This window comes from Kovacikia sp. CALU 1929, from assembly GCF_056784235.1.
Map to the genome: position 1 here is coordinate 1 of NZ_JBXBCF010000110.1, position 18,449 is coordinate 18,449.

17 protein-coding genes are annotated in these 18,449 nt (G+C 46.2%); 4 read left to right on the forward strand and 13 right to left on the reverse strand.

Annotated elements, in window-relative coordinates:
- Positions 1-128: 128 nt before the first annotated feature.
- Entirely contained in the window at positions 129-275 is a 147-nt protein-coding gene (locus AC1S52_RS30930) for a hypothetical protein (RefSeq protein WP_482032898.1), read from the reverse strand.
- A 52-nt stretch (positions 276-327) separates the two neighbouring features.
- On the opposite strand from AC1S52_RS30930, the gene AC1S52_RS30935 reads away from it, so the two are divergent.
- Both AC1S52_RS30935 and AC1S52_RS30940 read left to right on the forward strand, forming a co-directional pair.
- Positions 328-666 (forward strand): zinc ribbon domain-containing protein, encoded by a 339-nt coding sequence (locus tag AC1S52_RS30935; protein ID WP_482032899.1) that lies wholly within the window; start codon positions 328-330, stop codon positions 664-666.
- A gap of 260 nt (positions 667-926) precedes the next feature.
- Entirely contained in the window at positions 927-1,184 is a 258-nt protein-coding gene (locus AC1S52_RS30940; RefSeq protein WP_482032900.1) for a hypothetical protein, read from the forward strand.
- Between the two features lie 389 nt (positions 1,185-1,573).
- On the opposite strand, the gene AC1S52_RS30945 is transcribed toward AC1S52_RS30940, so the two are convergent.
- Positions 1,574-4,249, reverse strand: a complete 2,676-nt coding sequence (locus AC1S52_RS30945; protein WP_482032901.1) for an nSTAND1 domain-containing NTPase — start codon at positions 4,247-4,249, stop codon at positions 1,574-1,576.
- Positions 4,250-4,330: 81 nt separating this feature from the next.
- Between AC1S52_RS30945 and AC1S52_RS30950 the strand changes: the two genes are divergently transcribed.
- On the forward strand, positions 4,331-4,714 hold the full coding sequence (locus AC1S52_RS30950; RefSeq protein ID WP_482032902.1) for a CU044_2847 family protein: 384 nt from the start codon (positions 4,331-4,333) through the stop codon (positions 4,712-4,714).
- Between the two features lie 23 nt (positions 4,715-4,737).
- On the opposite strand, the gene AC1S52_RS30955 is transcribed toward AC1S52_RS30950, so the two are convergent.
- From AC1S52_RS30955 to AC1S52_RS30965, 3 genes are all read right to left on the reverse strand, one after another.
- Positions 4,738-9,066, reverse strand: a complete 4,329-nt coding sequence (locus tag AC1S52_RS30955) for an nSTAND1 domain-containing NTPase (RefSeq protein ID WP_482032903.1) — start codon at positions 9,064-9,066, stop codon at positions 4,738-4,740.
- Between the two features lie 113 nt (positions 9,067-9,179).
- A complete protein-coding gene (locus tag AC1S52_RS30960; protein WP_482032904.1) occupies positions 9,180-10,607 on the reverse strand; it encodes a 3'-5' exonuclease in 1,428 nt (475 codons plus the stop codon).
- A complete protein-coding gene (locus tag AC1S52_RS30965) occupies positions 10,565-10,972 on the reverse strand; it encodes a hypothetical protein (protein WP_482032905.1) in 408 nt (135 codons plus the stop codon). Before AC1S52_RS30965 ends, AC1S52_RS30960 begins: the two co-directional genes overlap by 43 nt.
- 124 nt (positions 10,973-11,096) lie before the next feature.
- Here AC1S52_RS30965 and AC1S52_RS30970 point away from each other — a divergent pair, with 124 nt between their 5' ends.
- Positions 11,097-12,065, forward strand: coding sequence for a transposase (locus AC1S52_RS30970; protein ID WP_482032906.1), 969 nt, complete (start codon positions 11,097-11,099; stop codon positions 12,063-12,065).
- Between the two features lie 35 nt (positions 12,066-12,100).
- Here AC1S52_RS30970 and AC1S52_RS30975 read toward each other — a convergent pair whose 3' ends face one another.
- From AC1S52_RS30975 to AC1S52_RS31010, 8 genes are all read right to left on the reverse strand, one after another.
- Positions 12,101-12,460: an Rpn family recombination-promoting nuclease/putative transposase gene (locus tag AC1S52_RS30975; protein WP_482032907.1), complete on the reverse strand. Its 360-nt coding sequence runs from the start codon at positions 12,458-12,460 to the stop codon at positions 12,101-12,103.
- 105 nt (positions 12,461-12,565) lie between these two features.
- The gene (locus AC1S52_RS30980) at positions 12,566-12,721 is read right to left on the reverse strand and encodes a hypothetical protein (RefSeq protein WP_482032908.1); all 156 of its coding nucleotides are present in this window, start codon (positions 12,719-12,721) and stop codon (positions 12,566-12,568) included.
- 405 nt (positions 12,722-13,126) lie between these two features.
- The gene (locus tag AC1S52_RS30985) at positions 13,127-14,344 is read right to left on the reverse strand and encodes an HhoA/HhoB/HtrA family serine endopeptidase (protein WP_482032909.1); all 1,218 of its coding nucleotides are present in this window, start codon (positions 14,342-14,344) and stop codon (positions 13,127-13,129) included.
- Between the two features lie 346 nt (positions 14,345-14,690).
- On the reverse strand, positions 14,691-14,858 hold the full coding sequence (locus tag AC1S52_RS30990; protein ID WP_482032910.1) for a hypothetical protein: 168 nt from the start codon (positions 14,856-14,858) through the stop codon (positions 14,691-14,693).
- Positions 14,859-14,903: 45 nt separating this feature from the next.
- A complete protein-coding gene (locus tag AC1S52_RS30995; protein WP_482032911.1) occupies positions 14,904-15,041 on the reverse strand; it encodes a hypothetical protein in 138 nt (45 codons plus the stop codon).
- 90 nt (positions 15,042-15,131) lie between these two features.
- On the reverse strand, positions 15,132-15,380 hold the full coding sequence (locus tag AC1S52_RS31000; RefSeq protein WP_482032912.1) for a DUF433 domain-containing protein: 249 nt from the start codon (positions 15,378-15,380) through the stop codon (positions 15,132-15,134).
- Between the two features lie 272 nt (positions 15,381-15,652).
- Positions 15,653-17,206, reverse strand: coding sequence for an SAM-dependent methyltransferase (locus AC1S52_RS31005; RefSeq protein WP_482032913.1), 1,554 nt, complete (start codon positions 17,204-17,206; stop codon positions 15,653-15,655).
- Positions 17,207-17,212: 6 nt separating this feature from the next.
- Positions 17,213-17,866 (reverse strand): type II restriction-modification system restriction endonuclease, encoded by a 654-nt coding sequence (locus tag AC1S52_RS31010; RefSeq protein ID WP_482032914.1) that lies wholly within the window; start codon positions 17,864-17,866, stop codon positions 17,213-17,215.
- Positions 17,867-18,449: the final 583 nt, after the last annotated feature.

Genomic DNA, 18,449 nt, shown 5'->3' on the forward strand with positions numbered 1-18,449 from the left:
GTTTCCGCTTGACGTAACTGCAAAGCTAAATCATCCAAACTTTCCTTCACTTCGATTGACGTAACACCCACCATTGGCTGAGTCTGAAACACTACTTCTCAGTCTAAATCATTTGCCTTCTACTCAATTTAAATTGGTATCAGGTCAACTCCAACAAGCACTATCGGCTCACCTACCAGCCGTATCCCATCAGCGCCTGGTTGCTGCACCCCGTGGATGGAGAGGGCGATCGCCAACGGGTGCTGACCATCATTCAAACCACCCTCAATCAGCAAAACATCGATTCCCCTACCAAAGTCCTATGACATATCTCGACCAACTCCATCCATGGTGCATCATCCGCTTCCTACCCAGTATGCAGCGCCGAGTCATCGCCCGTTTCCGCCGCCGCAAAGTGGCTTGGCTTACGCCCTAAGTATCCCTGTGGAGTATCTGGATGCAGTCTGTAAGGGAGTAGCCGTTGCTGCGATCGCGGCTCTCAAGTTCTGCCCTCAATGCTGGGTGCCGGGAACACCACCTGACCCCAAGTGGACACACCCGCGCTCTAAGCATTGCTTCGCCTGTGGGAGTCCGTTGCGCGATCGCTGTGAAAGTTGCAATGAACCGATTCTTTCCCTCAAGTTCCGCTTCTGTCCCTACTGCGGCAAGCCCTATAAAAATGTTTGAACAGACATGATGCTTAAACAACTGAAAGCTAAATCTTGAAGTACTAGAGATAGTTAAGCGCCTTGCTCCCTGTTTGCCTCCTGTAACCACACGTAATTTCTGGCAAACCTCACAGGCAGCTTTTGCTTCTTCGGTTTTAGAATTTTTGAAATGGGTGTGATGTGGTGGGGTTCGGTTGCTTGCAGCAAATAGTGACTGAGCATACCAAGAAGAACCATAACTATATATAATACAAATATACTATTTGTTAATCAAATCAAATGTATTGCAGCCTTAATTTTCCTGAAATCATTGAAAAGCCACAGAAAGAAGAACTGTACAAACCAGTTCTGGATGTTTTCTTCATGGCTAAAGCAAAAGACTTTCCGCTGACAAGCTTGAAATCTACTTTGGGTAAACTTCAGTCCTCCCTTCGTGATGCTGAGAGTCAGTTCAAAGAAGATAAGGATTTATCCAATTCCATAGAGCAAACACGAGAATCCGCAGACAAATTGAATAAGCAGATGAAATCAAGTTGATGATATTCCTGATGGACATTTTTTCCTCTGAAAGAGTGAGTAGAAATTCTCGCTTCAGGAGGTGGCATGGCTACATCATGTCCTCTGGGTCAAAAGTGCCCTTTGGCGAAGCAAAAGAACTCTTCTGGCGCTTGTCCACTAGGAAGAGATTGCCAGAAGTTTCCCGCAGGAAGACTTAAGGGTGTGTTGGGAGATTTAAACGGCTACTTGGGTACCTCTATCAACTCATTCAGTAGTAATGAGGATTTAGTACAAGCTCTCAATCAGCTTCAAGCTGACATATCGTTAGTCCTTTCTAAATTGAACTAAGCCGAGGTATTTTGATGAATCAGGGTGCTTCTACTCCAAACCCTGAATTCTAAGCTTAAAGTGGAAAAATAAAAAAATACCTAAGTCAGCGAATTGAAGTAATTAATCAAATATTCAAGATAAAGATCGAACTCTTCCTTCGCATCTCTAGATGGTTCTTCAGCAGGTAATTCTTGTCTCAAAAAATCAAAGGCTTGCGCATACAAGATTGCAGGCACAGAAGATGGAGGCTCAAGCTCAGTGTCTCTTGGCTGCATAGCTAGAAGGCTATTATATAACCAACTTAAGTATCTGTTCAGTTCTTGAAACCTGAAACGGGTTTCGTTTGATTCAGTGATGTGGCTAAAAATATATCTATATATAATCTCAGCTAAATCTTCTTGATTTTCAATTAACCATTCTGCCATCAATTGGGATGATTTTCTTCTTACCTCAAAAACCTGAAGTTCTTCTACATAATTATTCAATTCTTGGTTGAATTCAGCTAAATCTGTTGCATTATCAACAGTCTGGTTCATTTTGTTAACTACTTTTTTTTGTAAACTCCGGAGCTGCTCCTTAACTTGATTAACTTCTTGCTCATATGAGGTTTGATGAATTTGGTACTTGTAACTTAATTGATAAAACTCCATCTCTTCACAGCTTAGATAAAGTTCAAGATCCAAACGACTTTTATGAATCTGAGTCAGTAAGCCACCTGAAATTAAGAAATTATTGTCGCAATTGTGGATTCTCCAAACCTTGAAGTCATCATGGATGCGATCGCGCAGTCTCCGCACTTCCCGATCTCCTTTGCGCCACCCGGCAAACCGAGTCCATCCGTCTAGTAGAGCCTCATGCGCCAAATCTACCCAGGAATCAAAGTTGGCTTGTTCCTGCCCCGTTACTAGCAAGCGCCCCTGCACCAGCCCTCCGTCATCTTCAAGCAGTCCACGCAACAGGTCTTGGGTATCGAGATCTGCGTCTGCGATCGCCAATAGCTCAGATTTAGGGCGGCGCTGGCGGGTGTCCTTTTCTGCTTCTCCGGTTCGCACTAGCCGCAGGAAGATTCGCTTAATCCATGCTTGCTCCTGTTCAGTTCGTGGGTCTGTCGGCGTGTCCCGCTCAAAGTCTCGAAAGTGGTAGACCTGCTCAGCATGGAGATTGAGTGCTCCGGTTAAGCCTCCCAGATTTTCATACTGTGCCAGGGTTAGGAGTTTTTGTTCTGTGTCTCGTTGCTCCCATAGTTTGGTCAGGGCAAATTCCAATAAGGGCAGGAATCCTGGCTCTTTCCCCACATCTCCCTGAATCTTGAACAGCAAGCTTTCCTCGACGCTGTATCCCTGCCGTTTTGCAGGTTCCACGATCGCATCGCGTAAATCAACCCCGGTTGGTGATGCCAGGTACTTGGCTTGGGCTTCAATCAGTTGGTGCAGTGCTGGGTAACGCAGACAAGGTTCCAGAAAGTCTGCTCGCATCGTGATCACCACTGCTAACCGAGCATCAGGGAGATTGACAACCTGGGTCAGCAGGTCAATGAAGCGCTGGCGATCGCCCTCATCCGGGCAGAGCGTAAACACTTCCTCAAACTGATCCACCACCAATAGAAAACGTTCTGGTGTTTCCTGATCGGCGGTAGTCGTTGCATCAGAGAGCCGCTTGACCAAAGCAGGCAATGGATCGGGGGCAGTTTTGATGAGTTGATGGAGTTGCTGAATCTCGCGGTTGGAGCGAGGGAAAAACGGTTCAAAGACGGCTCTTAATGCTGTCAACGGATCGAATCCTGGCTTGATTGGGTCAAGTATCTGCCAACCCGTTGCCGCTAGCCAGGGCATCAATCCGGCTCGTACGACTGAAGATTTGCCACTGCCTGAAGCGCCAATCACCGGGACGAACGGCTGTTGCTCTAACCGTTGCCGGATGTCTTCAACGGTTCGTTGCCGCCCAAAGAAGAAGGCTTGTTGCTCTGCGGTGAACGCTTGCAAGCCCTGATAGGGACAGACGGGTTCTCCCGCTGCATCCACGATCGCCGTGAGCCTCGTCGGCTGCGGTTGATGATTCATGAGCGTAATCAAGCCGCCATAGCCCATGCGGAGTGGTTCTTGTCCACTGCCTCTTAGCTCTCTAGCAACAGATTCAAACAAGCGATCGCCCGTCACCTGTCCATCTTCATTGGCATTTGCCTGAGATAGCCCTGCCAGCAAGGCACCCGTGAAAATGCTGTGCTGCCCACGCTTGATGGCATATGCCTGCTCAAAGCCTCGGCAAGCGGTGATCAAGTAATAGTCCTTATGGGTACTGAAAGCGGTAAAGGTCTTCTCGACCAGACTCCGTTCTAGAAAATCACCGCTGTGACAGGAGTCAAACAGCATCACCAAGCTGCTTAACTGGGATTCCTGAATCAGGTCATTCAGGCTGTCGAGGGGCACTGCTCGTCGTGCTTCGATCACTTGCTTCCCTTCGAGGGCGATCGCGGTATCCGACGTTGCCAGGTAGGCTCTGGGTTTACCAACCACCGGATCAACTACTGGAATGCCATGCCCAGTGAAGTAAAGTAACACATCGTTCTGGGTTGCTTGCTCCAGAAGCAAAGTTCGTAATGCCTGAATCAGCTTGGCACTCGTGACGGCTCCTTTCAAGACAGTCACTTTCTGGAAGTCTCCCCCTTTCTCTAGCACCGCCGCAACCGCTTCAGCATCACTGGCAGGCTTACTCAAGGGTTTAAGGGGACTCTGGTATTCTGAAATGCCAATCACAAGGGCATAACGACGAGCCATAAGGTTAAGTTTTCCGGGTTAGGTCAGGCGATCGCACACTTTCAGTAATAGGATAGCCTTGAATTTTCTCTGGAGTCAGCGATGGCAGAGGTACAACCCGTTCTCTTGCAAGACGAAGACGGCACCACTTACACGATTTTTGTGGAAACAACCACGCCGGAAAATTTGCTACCCATGATGCCGCCAGCGGGAGAACTGGATGAGGACGATCGCGAATCCTATGGCATCACAGAAGATGCTGTTGCCAAGCTCAAGGAAATTCACGGGACGATTCGCGCCTATGCCTGGTATGCGATCGGTGCCTTCAAAAACTTTGGCGGCGCGGAGGTGGAAGAACTGAACCTGAAGTTTGGGCTGAAGATTGGCGGGAAAACGGGAGTGCCGATCGTTACGGAAGGCTCTGCTGAGGCGAACTTTGAAATCTCTGTCAAATGCAAGTTTCCAGCTAAACCTGATCCGACTTAGCCTCCAAAGAATTGACACTCATCTCATTCTTCAACTTCCAAAATCCCATCACATAAGTGGCGATCGTGCTCCTCCACATTAGGATTCGTTCGTAGATAATCTCTCACCCAACTACAGCCATGAGCCATAAGCTGATCTAAATCTAAATTCCAGTTCCACAAAATCACACTTCCGTCTCTGCTGGTTGAGGCTAGAGTCTGACCATCAGGGCTAAGACTAATTTGGTAAATTAAGTCATCGTGCCCTTCAAGCAAAGTTTCCAGTGAACCATCTATTGACCAGATGTAAATTGTTTTATTAGCATCTGCTGAGATAAGATTTAGTTCACTAAACCCAAGTTCCGTATTCCGTTCGCTCAACCAAAACTTCACATCAGTTACCCAGTTTTTGTGACGGAAGGTTCTGAGTAAACTTCCTTCTCGACTCCAAAGCTTAACTGTTGCATCTCTGCTTGAGGAAGCAATATATTGACCATTAGAACTAAAAACAACACTCATTACTCCACGAAAATGTCCTTGTAATCTGTGCAGAAAACTACCATCTGCATTTCGTATCTCTACCGTGCCTCCACTACTTGCCGCCGCAATCATCTGACCATCTGGGCTGAACGCAATTCCCTCAATCAACCGTCCATGAGGATTATCAAAAGTTCTAACTAAACTGCCATCAACATCCCATAACCTTGATATTGCCTCTGCGCCACCTGAGATTAATGTTGTACCGTCAGGGCTAAAACTTACATCCCAAACTTTACCCTCATGTTGCATTGTCTGGAGTAAAGTACCATCCTGTCGCCAAAGCTTCACTGTCTGATCGAAGCTAGCTGTCGCAAGCATTTTCCCATCTGAGCTAAACTTTATGCTCCAGATTTGGTCACGATGTCCTTGTATCGCTTTGAGTAGCGTACCATCTCTTCCCCATAACTTAATTACTCCATCATTGCTGCCAGTCGCTACAGTTTGATTGTCAGGACTAAAAGTCACGCTGGGGAAGTACTGTTCCCCGTCACCATAGAGGCGCTTTAGTAGCGGGTTTTCTTTCTTCCACAAGCTCACTCCTTCACCAAATGCAGAGGCAATGAATTGCCCATCTGAGCTGAAGCTTATACTGTTTACACGCGAAGGATGATACAGTGTCCAACGCACTTTGCCCGCTAAATTCCAAAGTTTAAGGCTGCCCTCATCTCCGGCACTGGCAATTGTTTGACCATCTGAGCTGAAGCAAAGGCTCATCACCCGTTGACGATGCTCCTCAAAGGTTCTAATCGTGTTGCCATCCAAATCAAGCAGCTTTATGGTTCCACCACTAGTTGCTATAGCCAATATTTGACCATCTGGACTAAAGCTGAGACTCCATCCGCCTTCGTCTTCAGAGAGAGTCTTGAGCAATTTACCATCCTGCGTCCAAAGCCGAACTGAGCTATCAGCAGGTGAATTACCAGCAGAAGCCAAGAGTTGTCCGTTTGGATGCAAGCTAACAGCCATAACCGAATCTCGATGCCCTGCTATCTCCGTCAACAGTTGACCATCCATTCGCCAAACTTTGACAGTTCCGTCATATCCTGCCGACGCAATTAACTGACCATCACGGCTAAAACTTACATCAGAAATATGTCCTTCATGCCCGACAAGAGAACTTACTAGCGTTCCATTGAGATCCCAGATCTTGATTGAGGCATCCTCGTTAGTAGAAGCTAGAAACCGCCCATCTGGACTAAATCCAACCCATCCATCTCTAGTTTGAGCATGGTTGGTTACCGTTGTCAGCAGCGTTCCATCCAGTTGCCAAAGTTTCACAACACCGTTGCTGTTCGTCGTTGCCAAAAGTGGCTTGTTAGGACAGAAGGATACGCTCCAAACGGTAGGCTGCTGAAATTCCACTCCTCCTGATTGCATCAACAAACCTCGGACAATCGCTGGCAGTTTAGAAGCTTCGATATCTTCTAAGCGGTTGTACTCTCTGATGCCATAAACTGTTTTTTGTAAGGTTTTCTTTACTTGAGTTTCGATCGATTGATCATCATGTTCCCAACTGGCTTGTTTTAATTTCGTGGCTGCTCTGAGGCTTTCTAATAGTGCCTCGAAGGCTTGATTTGAAGCAAATAATGCTTCTCCTGATTTACACAGTGCCCGAATTTCATTTTTCTCTGCTTCAATTTGGCGTTGCTTGACCTGGGTCAAGGCTTGTTGCAGTTGAGCAACCTGATTTTTCTCATGCTCATCGCTTCGTCTAAAAAATGCTTCGTCTGATTCATGATCTGGCAAGTAAAGCTTTAGTTCCTCCCATTGCTGCCGCACATCAGCTAGCAATCCACCCATCATCAGGTTGCGGTCTTTCTCCTCTGATGCCAGGTTGGGCTTCTGCTGGTCTTTCTCCCACTCCAGTCGTGCTGCTTCCAGCCGTTGGCTCAACCGCCGTAGCTCACGACTTTCCTGGCACCAGTCATATAGCCGTTGCCAGCCGTTGATCAACGCCTCATGTGCCAGATCAATGGTTTCTCGCTCCGAAACTAACAACCGCCCCTTAATCAAGCTTTCTAGCACCAGTCCAATCTGCTGTCGATTCTCTGATGCCTCACCCGCCAGTGCCACCAGAGTCGCTCGCGGTTGGCGTTGTCGGGTATCCTTCTCACCCTCGCCTGATCGCACCAGTCGCAGCAGGATTGCCCGTATCCAGTCCTGCTCTGTCTGCGATCGACTCTGCTGGGCAGACAGGGTAATTTCGCCCGTATGCGGGTCAATGTAATCGCTATAGGTGTAAAGCTGATCCGCATGGGAGTCGAGGGCACCTGCCAGTTTGCCAATGGTGACGTATGCCTCTGAAGTCAGTTCGTGGGCTTGACTGTTGCGATATTCCCACAGCTTCGTCAGGGCAAACTGCAACAGCGGCAAAAATCCCGGTTCTTCACGCGTGTCTTTCACAATCTCAGCCAGCAGCGCGGGAGTCAGACGGTAGCCCTGTTGCTCAGCGGGTTTGGCGATCGCATCCGTCAAATCCGAACCCGTTAGTGGCGACAGGTAAACCGCCTGCGTCTGAATCAACTGCTTCAAAGACTCATAATGCAGACAAGACTCCACAAAATCTGCCCGCATCGTAATCACCACCGACAACCGCGAATTCGGCAGCGCTGCTACCTGCGTCACCAGGTGAATAAACCGTGCCTGCTCTTCCTCATCCAGACAGACGGTAAAAACCTCCTCAAACTGATCCACCACCAGCAGAAACCTGGCAGCATCGGGTAACTGCTCAATCAGGGGTTGCAAGCCTTCCGGTGCTTTCCGCAGTAAATTAGCCAGTGGCACCTTAGCCGTTAGCTGCCGAACCAGTTCCTCTAGCGGTTTCCGCAACTGAGTCAGTGGTTCTTCTCCCGGTTTAATCGGCTCCAGCACAGTCCAATTCGTCCCACTTTGCTGCAATGCTGGAATCAACCCTGCCCGCACCAGTGACGACTTGCCACTGCCCGAAGCCCCAATCACAGGCACAAACGCACTCTGCTCCAGCTTCTGCCACAGTGCCTCCACATCCGCCCGTCGCCCAAAGAAAAAGCGTGCTGTCGCTTCTGTAAACGCCTCCAGCCCTTGATACGGACAGGTCTCATCCGGTTCTATGGGAGCCGCGATCGCATAGCTAACCACAGGAATTGCCCCGCCCATTCCCAAGAAAATCGGCTCCTGACCGCTGTTCTTGAGTGCGCGATCGATGAAGCCAAAAACATCCAGAGCCGAGACTTCTCCCTGTCTGGCATTCTCCTCCAACAGGCTCTCCAACAACTCTCCTGTAAACACGCTATGGTCCTTTGACTTCAGCGCGTAGGCTTCCTGAAAGCTGCGGCAAGCGGCAATCAGACAATAGTTATTCCTGGAAAACGCCAGCAGGCTTTTCTTCACCAGGTCATCTTCGATTAAGAACCCACTGTGGCAGCAATCCAGCAACATCAGCAAACTGCTGAGATTCGCCTCCTGCACCAGCCCGTTCAAATCATCAAAGGAAAAGCCTTCTTCCTGAGAAATAATTCGCTTATCTTTGAACTTCACCTTACAACTGGAAGTCGCCAGATAGCCCCGTTTGACGAATCGGCTTTCTTCTAAGGTGAAGCCGTGTCCCGTGAAGTAAATCAGCGCATCTTGATTCGCGGACTGCTGCAAAAATTTAGTCAGTTCAGCATCGAATGTCTGGTAATCGACCCATCCCGGCTTTGCTTTCGTGCCGTTTAGGAGGATGACTTCCTGAAAGTCCCCCTGCGATCGCAACACCTGGGCAACTGCTTTGGCATCATTTGCAGGCTTCGATAATTTCCCTAAGTTAGGGCTGTCGTACTCACCAATACCAACAACCAGGGCATACCGCTTCATGCAAGAACTCAGTGGGAGTGAAGAACTGGATCAATCTGGTCACTACCATAGCCCGAAAAGGCTTTATTTAGTGAAGAAAGAACCCAGTTGAATAGTTCATGTTCGCCCTGGTCCTATCGGCAAACCCGAATTTGTGGAATTACCACAAACCAGTCTTCCAGGGTTTCGCCTGTCACTTCGTTCAGCTTGAGATGGTGGTAAATGTAACGAACGGACACCTCTCCAGGGCAAAACTGGAACTGTCCCGGACAGATCCGCTGCCGTTGCAGCGTTTGAACCGCGTCTTTTGATAATGCCCCGATAATTTGTCGTCGCTGAGTACGAATAGTCCACCCATCGTTGTTTTGGGTTGCCATAAGCAATAATGGGTCACCTTCTCGCAGGTGAGTGATTACCGATTGATTTTCTGTCGTAGCCGGATGACCCAGTTTCACATCTTTTGGAGTCAGATCCAGGTAGAGCATGAACTGGGGAAGATCCTGGCTGCGATCGTCCATTCCCTCAACACTGATTCCGGTCTCCTGCACAAAGCGACTGGGCTGAGTCGAACAGAGGACTAATTCTTCTTTAGCACGGGTCATTGCCACATAAAACAACCGCCGCTCTGCCTCAATTTCGTTCCTCTGAAGACTAAACCTATCGGTTAATAAAATTACCTTACTGAACTCCAATCCCTTCGCCCCGTGACAACTGGTCACTAACACAGAATTTTCTTGCAGATAGACCTCCCCACTCTGGGCAAATTCAAAGATTGCCGTCAGAATTTCATTGAAGCTGATTGGCTGTGCTAATTCAGCAGAACCGTAATTCCTTTCCTGGTCAAGGTCAACTGCAATTTTTAGTAATGTCTGTAAGGTTAGCTCCCGATTGTCTCGTCGCCATTGGTGAAACAACTGCTGAAACCATTGGTGAACAGACTCTGCTGGTGAAAGGAGACGATTGCAATCTGTTCTAAGTGTGTCAATTAATTGACTAGCCACCCAGTTCCGGGTCAGTGAAATGCTCTCGTCTCTCAGCGCATAGGTGGAGATACCTGCCCGTTCCAGCAAGGCACGGACTGGACTTAACAAATCCCAGTAACGCGCCAGTATTGCAATTTCCCTGGAGGGTACACCCGCCTGCAACCAGGACTGAACTTGTTTACAGATCCATCCAGCCTGAGCCGTTTCATCAATAAATTGCAATGTCCGCACAGAGTCACTTTGCAACCCCCGTCGTTCCTGGTCGATGCGAACCTGTTCTTCCGGCGTGCCTTTGCAGCGTTGCGGATTGTTCTGAATCAGAGCGCTGGCAGCGGCAATAATCGATTCCGTAGAGCGATAGTTTTCTGTCAACAGAAACCGTTCGGCACTGTATTCTGCCTGAAACTGAAGAATGTAAAGCAGGCTAGTTCCTCTAAACTCATAAATGTTCTGGTCATCATCTCCAATCACACACAGGTTAACCTGTACGGAGCGGGTATCATCCTCCGATCGCCTCAGCCCTGAAATCAACTGAATCAGGCGATATTCGGACTCAGCAACATCCTGGTACTCATCCACGATCCCCTTGAGTACATCATTATTGGACGAAACTGACCACCGTTATGTTTGATTTTGTTAACGATGAGTGAAAATGAATTTCTATAATCCTTTACATTATTTTGAAAATATTTATATGTAGGATGCTTGGCTTTTTCTAGCCATCGCTCAACAAACACTTCGTTAATAGCGGCGGGTGGATGAAGCGTTTTAAGAATACGATAGCAATCATCAATATGAGATTGCATAGCACTCAATAGCTCCTTCTGAAGTTCTGGCAATTTATCCAACCTATAATTTAGGTTTTCATTGGCATCCAATAAGGCTGTGGAAATCTGATCCATCTCATTCAAAATTGATTTAAAGGCTTTTGTTATCCGCTGCATTGAAAGATTGTAAATTGAAAATGGATGACGTTCTGTGTCAGAAGTGTTGAAAGAAAGCTTAAGACAAGAAAAAAGGGGTCAGAAAATAGTATTCTGACCCCTATCAAATAAAAAATTCTGTCTGATGCTATCGTCGTTTCCCAATATTGTCAAATCGGTAGTCAAGCGACTGTCGCCGACTGACTACCCAGTTTTGAACACCCGATTGTTCTTTAAAGTCTGGCTGACGTTTGTGCTCGACGCCAGCTTGACGAGCATGCGAGATCTATTTTATCGGATCAATCATGCTGGCATTGGTGTTGATATTTCAACCTTTTCTAAAGCCTGTAAGACTCGGCAAGGGGAGAACTTTTGCCGGATTTATATAGAATTGCTCGAACGCTTGAAGCGACAGCACCCCGCAACCGCGCAGATGTTGATTCCGATTGACTCAACAGTGATTAGTTTGACCAGCAAGTTGTTCTGGGAGCAGGAATACCATCAAGTTAAGTTGCTCAATGGCATCAATTTAGAGCAGGGCAATCCGACGGAATGTTTGATTCATTTTGGGCAAGGACATGATGCTCGATTTGCCGAAACAGTGAATAGTATGATTCCTGAGAACGGCGTTGGAATAATGGATCGAGGCTTTGCAAGTTGGGATTTCTTGGATGAACTGAGTGCCACTCAAACGCGCTTCGTCGTGCGGCTCAAAAACAACATGAAAACCGAACTTGACCATCAACGGTATCGCGTTGTTTGGTTTTGTGACCTGGAGAGTCGAAGTGAGTTTCGCTTGGCGACAAATTTAGATCAGATGAGCAATGAGGAGATTGGTGAAATCTATCGTAACCGCTGGTACATTGAACTGCTGTGGAAGTTCTTGAAAATGCATCTCAAACTCGACCGCTTGATTTGTAAAAGCGTTAACGGAGTGATGATTCAAATCTACGTGGTACTGATTGCCTATTTGATTCTAGAGTTGATGGAAATTCCTGCCTTTTATGGGCATCGATTGTTGGATAAGTTTCGCTATTTACAATTAGAATTCAGTCGTCGTTGCTCCATCGTCCACTGGAGCTATGATTTCCTCCCAGAGGCACTTGTCCATTGAAGTGTCCACTGAAATATGAAGTTTTATATCTGGATTCAACACTTCTGCTCCCAATAATGTACAGGTCTACCAGGATCAAGACTACGTTCTGCCCAGATAATGGCACCGCACCAATCATTGACAAGCTCAGTTTTGTTTAAGAACAGAAAAATTTCTGTGAAAAACCGAGAGTATAGGTCTGCATCAGGCTGAAACTGAAACTCACTGAAATAAATGGGCTGCTCAACAAGACCAGGTTCTGGCAGGAAAACGCCATCTATTCTGAAAGCAGTTTGTTTCACCTCTACGGAGGAGAATGCATACTGACGGGCAAGTTCGGGGGGTTGACCGATCAACTCAAAGAAAATGCTGGGAAAGCTTTTGAACAGGCGGTAGAGAATCGAGTCTGTTTTCACCAGCAAAAGTGCCTTTACAGGAATTGAGTCAGGACTATCGTTAAGTTCCGAGTGAGATTACCGACAGATCCTGTGATTGTTAAAAAGCAAACAAATGTAACTCGACTATTGCACTGCTGTGATTTCGCCAGATGAAACAGATGCCCGATGAATCTGTTCTTGCGATTCAAACATCCAACCGACGAGAGAGAAAATTAGCAGAAAGCCCACGATCGCAACTGCGGATTGTACGAAGATAGGGAATTCAGAATGCCGTTCCATAGGAGTTCCTCCTGGTTGAGTAGCAACCCATTAGTTTTGACGATCAATACACTTCACTGGGTTCCTATATATTTCATCATCTAAGGTTTCCCCCATTCCGGATGTGATAAATCAGTGAAAATCCGGTGAGTTTTACCCTGTTTTTTGGTGAGGCTGGTACTTTCTCGGTTTGATCTGAAGCAGCGGAAAATAGGATTCAGATCACATGCAGTTATCCCAAAAGATGGAGTGAAAAAAGTAGGGATAACCTGGTTTTGACCTTTGCCTTGCCAACACCAGAAATTATTCCGGGAAAACCTCCCACTAAACACCGTGAAATCGCTGAAAACGGCTTAAAAAAAATCCTGGACTCATTGAGAAAGTTCCTACTTGAGTCCAGGATCGATAGGCAATAATTCTATTGGTTTACCGAGTAGCTGCCTCCTGAAGCTCGCCAGGACGGATAGTTAGCTCCTGGGTTTGGTTATTTCGCTGGACTGTGACTTTTAAGGGCTGATTGATTTTACTTTTCTCAACCACATTCTGGAGTTGTTCCGCTGTTGTAATCTTCTGCCCAGCAATTTGGGTAATCACGTCTCCCTGGCGCAAACCAGCCGAGGCAGCAGGGCTATTGGGAATCACCTGCATCACCAATACACCATCCACAGCGGCAATCACAGGAGCATTTGGATCGTTCTTAAGCTGCTCTGTCAGGTCGGGGGTGAGGGTCAGCATCCGAATCCCAATGTAGGGGTGCTGTACCTTTTGCCCCTGCGCCAGGGTGTCCTTGATTGCCTTTGCCGTATCAATTGGAATCGCAAATCCAATTCCCTGGGCATCGGGGCGAATCGCTGTGTTGATGCCAATGACTTCGCCGCGATCGCTGACCAGAGGACCACCGGAGTTCCCTGGATTGATCGCCGCATCCGTTTGAATAAAATCCAGCCGCTTGTCGGGAATGCCCACCTGGGCACTAGAGCGGTTCAGGGTGCTAACAATACCGAGGGTGATGGTGTTATCCAACCCGAGGGGATTGCCGACGGCGATCGCCCAATCTCCCACTTCCACATCGCTAGAATTCCCTAACGGTGCAACGGGTAAATTCTTACCGTCAATCTTGACCACTGCCAGATCAGAAGGCTCATCAAGCCCCCGCACCTTGCCCTTAAACTTGCGCCCATCTTTCAGGGTCACGGTTACGGCATCCGCGCCACTAACCACATGGGCATTGGTCAGAATCACCCCATTCGGGTCAATAATGAAGCCGGAGCCTTCACCTCGCTGGCGATACTCCTTTGGTTGACTGGGAAAGCTATCGTAGCCAAAGAAGTCTCGAAAGAAGGGATCACTAAAGAAGGGCGTTGGATTGGTGGCGATCGTCCGCTCAGTGTCAATCCGCACCACGGCTGGACCCACTTTACGGATCGCTGCCGCCACAAAGCTGCGGGGAGAAGCCGCCTGGGTCGCCGTTTGAGTGGCAATCTCCTGAACCTGGGGAGCAGATGGCACCTGTCCCGGCAATACCAGTCCGGGAAAGAAGCGCAGGGTCAGCAGGGTCAGCAACACACTCACAATTGCGACTGCAAGATAGGTACCCACCTGGCGCAGAGGGGAAGGTCGTTGTTCAGAGTCAGAGAAAGACATGGTGATGTCTCCAAATAATCAGGCAATTAGATAGTACCGGGCAGTGTAAATTCAGTAGCCATTCTGAGGGAGCCAGGAGTCAGGATCCAGAATCGTAAACCATTTACACGCCGCTTTACATAGCCATGCCAGCCAGACTGGGAAGGCAAGCTGCTATGCTTCTTTTTCATTTTAAGAATGCTTTTCCTCCAATATCCCGCTGCTGTTGGTGCGGGAAACCGTAATCGGGGGTGAAAGTTGAACGCCCCTAAGTTAGTGGCTGCCAGAGCTTTCAACTCAGCCCACTGGCGTTTTCAGTCCGCTTCAGAGGCTATGCTATGCACTGCAACAGAACTCAACTTGGTTTTCAAAGCGGCAAGTACAAAACGACATTTTTCCATTCTGCTTGCTCACTACAATCTACCAGCAGTAACAACTCATCGATCGCCTGCCGAATAGGCATTCGATCATTGACTACAAACATCCCTGCTATCGGTTTTCCCCTAACCAGGCGATCGCAAGCAAAATCTGGCATTGTTGCGCGATCGTGAGTGAGTAAAATACGCTCATTACTTGCTGCCTAGGCTAAAATAGCTGGGTCGTCTACTTCTCGCAAACCAACATCCTGAACTCGAAGCAAATCAAGATTGGGTTGACGCAACAGTAATCCCCGAATGATGTCGCCATTGAAATTTTCATCACTCAACAAACTCAACATATTCGCCGTTACGAATTCCGTTGAGACAGTAACCGAGCACGGATAGAGATCAAGTCAGGCTGAATATCAGATAAACGTTGCTGTACAGATTCAGCTAACTGCTCTCTCTGACTTAAAATATGCTTCTACAGCCTTTTGGTGCCGAAGGTAGTAACCGATGGTGTTGTAGACATCAGACAAGGATAGAGTGGCGTACCGATGAACTATAGATTCAGGCGATGCTCCATCTTGAAAAGCCCTGACTACAGTCTCCAGCAAAACTCTTGAATTCCCAACTCGCACTGCCCCAGTTTCATCTTCACGCAGAGGTGGTGACTCACGTTCTAAAACAAGATTCATAAGTTTTAAAAACTTCTACCCTAAATACAAAATGATCGTAACTTAATTTAAGGTTGTACGTTTATTCAGGCACGGATTTAGCAGCCCAAGTTCTTTGCTTGATTTGAGGAGACTTAAAAGCCTGGTTGACTGATTCTCCAATGCTTCGATCCAAGCTTCTAATTTGATAGATCGCGTCCACAGTCACAATCTTGAGTGCGGTCGTATTTTTGGTCAGTGCTGGTAAGGAAAACCAATGCTGGATTTCCTCTCATCAACTCAGCCTACGGCGATCAGCGATCGCACTGAACAATGTACCTAAATGGTTGCTCTGCTAATCCCAATTCTAACTGACCATCGGGTGTGATCTGGACAGCTTCAGCCCATTGCAAGTAACTCTTTAAAACCCCTAGTTCTATTGCAACAGATTTTAAGGAGAGCCTCCTTAAAATATCTATTGTGATTGGTCTTTTTTCATCCCAAAAGATCATAGAATTCAGAAATTCTATTGCAGGAGTTGAGGTAATAAGCTCAAAAACAAACTTCGCCTCCTCTTCTGCATCAAAAGATAAAAAATTTACAGTATCATCAAACATTATTGGCTTTCCATCCAAAGGTTTAACAAGACAAAACTTTAGTTGCTTGTAAAGCCCAGAGATTGCTATTTTCCAAGGTTTAAAGGAATAAGATCCAATGCCAAATATAGAGTAAGGCGGTTTATTTCTATAAATAGAGCTTTTTCGATTTTTCAGATAGCAATCATGCTCAAGAAGATATTGCCAAGTCTTAGGAGCTACTTGTTGAATAATGCTTGTATCATCACCCACTGATTGTTGTGTAATCAAGACAAGTTTTCGGCAATCTGCTGTTCTACCATTGCCAATATCTGAGCTTTTTAAGAGAGGATACAAATAATTCTTTTCTAAACAATATTTTTCTCCCATCCCATTTAAAAACAGAGTGTCTTGGATCTGCTCTAGCTCCATCACCTTGGAACAATCGTGCTTTATGCCAGAACGCCAAACGTACTTTAGATCTTGACCTGACAGATGTCTCCACTTCTTATATTTAGTAGTTTCTTTGAGGACCAATCCATCTCTTTCACCGATCAGATGAATTACTTCCCTTAATTGTAAATTTCTATAAACTTTGCAATCATAACTATCAGTATTATCAGTAGATAGGACAAAAAGACACGCTTCTACAGATGCCCCAAAATGTAGTTTTGCATCAATGAGATAAATATGGGTGGAAAACCTACTTCCTGATTTCTTCTTCACCTGACACATTACTTTTCGAGCAACGGAATACTTGCATAGAATAGCTATAGATCCTTCTCGTTTTGATAACCACTCAACATATTTCAAAAGCATCCATTCAGAAATATCAAAATTTCCTGAGCCAGTTATAGCTTTGATGCCCCGTCGATTTTGAAAGTTTGATTTTGAAGGGAAATTGTGACTGTTAAGAATACTCAACTCACTACTTGTTACCCAAGGAGGATTACCAACCACCAAAAGATAACCTGAGAGATGTGAGATTAAGGATTCCCAATCAGTGTCAAAAAAATCTGACGCATACAGAGTCACACTGCTTGAATTTGGATAATTAGTTATAGATAGTTTTGCTTCTTCGATATATTTTTCATTTATATCTAAACCTATAATCTTCGAGTCTGAAAACTCATCAAGTGCGGCTCGAATAAACGCTCCCTTGCCACAACTTGGTTCTATAACGATCTCCGGTGATATTTTGTGATTTTCTCTAAGAACTTGAGTGACTTCTCTCGCAAGAGCATCAGGAGTTTGAAAGTCTCCAAATTGCCATTTATCCAATGATTTCGCCATTAGTTGCTATCGAACTCTAACTATTCCTGAAACACTACCTGCCTGCTGAATAACTCGACCGTATTGTAGTCTCCACTGAAACGCATTTGAGATTGTTAAGTAACCTTGATTCGGAGGCGACTCTAAAATTCTATCAGCTAATTGATATGCACCTATTTCATCAACTGGTAGATTTCTCTCCATGATGAAAGCAGCAATATCATCCTTATTCCCATCTCGGCTCAAAATATCTAAGATTCCTCTAGTTGTCTGGAAATCTCCTGTTCTACTCTTGTCTACAAAAATAGTATATTGCATATCCAATCTTCCAGTTCTATTGGCAGGATCATCATATTTGTCGTAGACAAAAACTAGAAGATGATATCCAAGCCCGAATACTTTCTGCATTGCCGATTTAAAGGGACAAGAAGATTGCGGCTGTCTTATACTTGTTACCTTGATATCAACTTCAAGAGTAGGAAGATCAATGCCTGAAGCTGAGTTTCCTGGTTGACAATTGTAATTTTGAGCTAAATAGGCTGTAAATTTTTGTTCAAGGTAAGTTCCGACAGCTTTTCCATCTGTCACACCGTAAAGACTTGGTTCATCGTAGACAGATTCTATTTCAGCAAATCTGGCTGCTTCGACACACAGACCCTCTATAGTCAAAATTGGGCGCATTTTCCTCCAAAATCTCGTCACCGCAATAGTACATCGGTTTGCAAAAACAGGGGAAGTTGCGTCAAGATCCTCTACTGCCACAACATACTCGGATTACCCTTTGACAGAAGGAGTACCATACACCTAACTATGTAATAAGTGTCAGATCTGCTCGATAACGCTCTGATTACCCAGGATTATCTGTCAAATTTGCAGGATAATACTCTTTCTTTAAGAAATTAAATAGGGAATTTACGGTTTAAATCCAGCGGACTGGTGTATCATCCGTCACTTCTGATGGTTAATCTTGAAGGTAGGGAGGTATCCACATTTTTGCTGGGTATCACCCTAAATACAGCACTATCCCAGCACCAATGAATGGCGCAATCCCAGACACCTCGATGGCTTGATCAAGTCAGGTAAACTCTCCGCCTTAAGCATTTCAGTCTAAAAACCAAAAAAATCTTATATTCAAATAAATCCAGGATTACGTCCATTCCACAACACTGGATCGGCCAACTTCCACTTTTGTAACGCGATCGCAGCCCTATTCCCCAATACTTCTGGTACCTTTAAACGCAAAGCATTAGCATAAAAAGCAGTC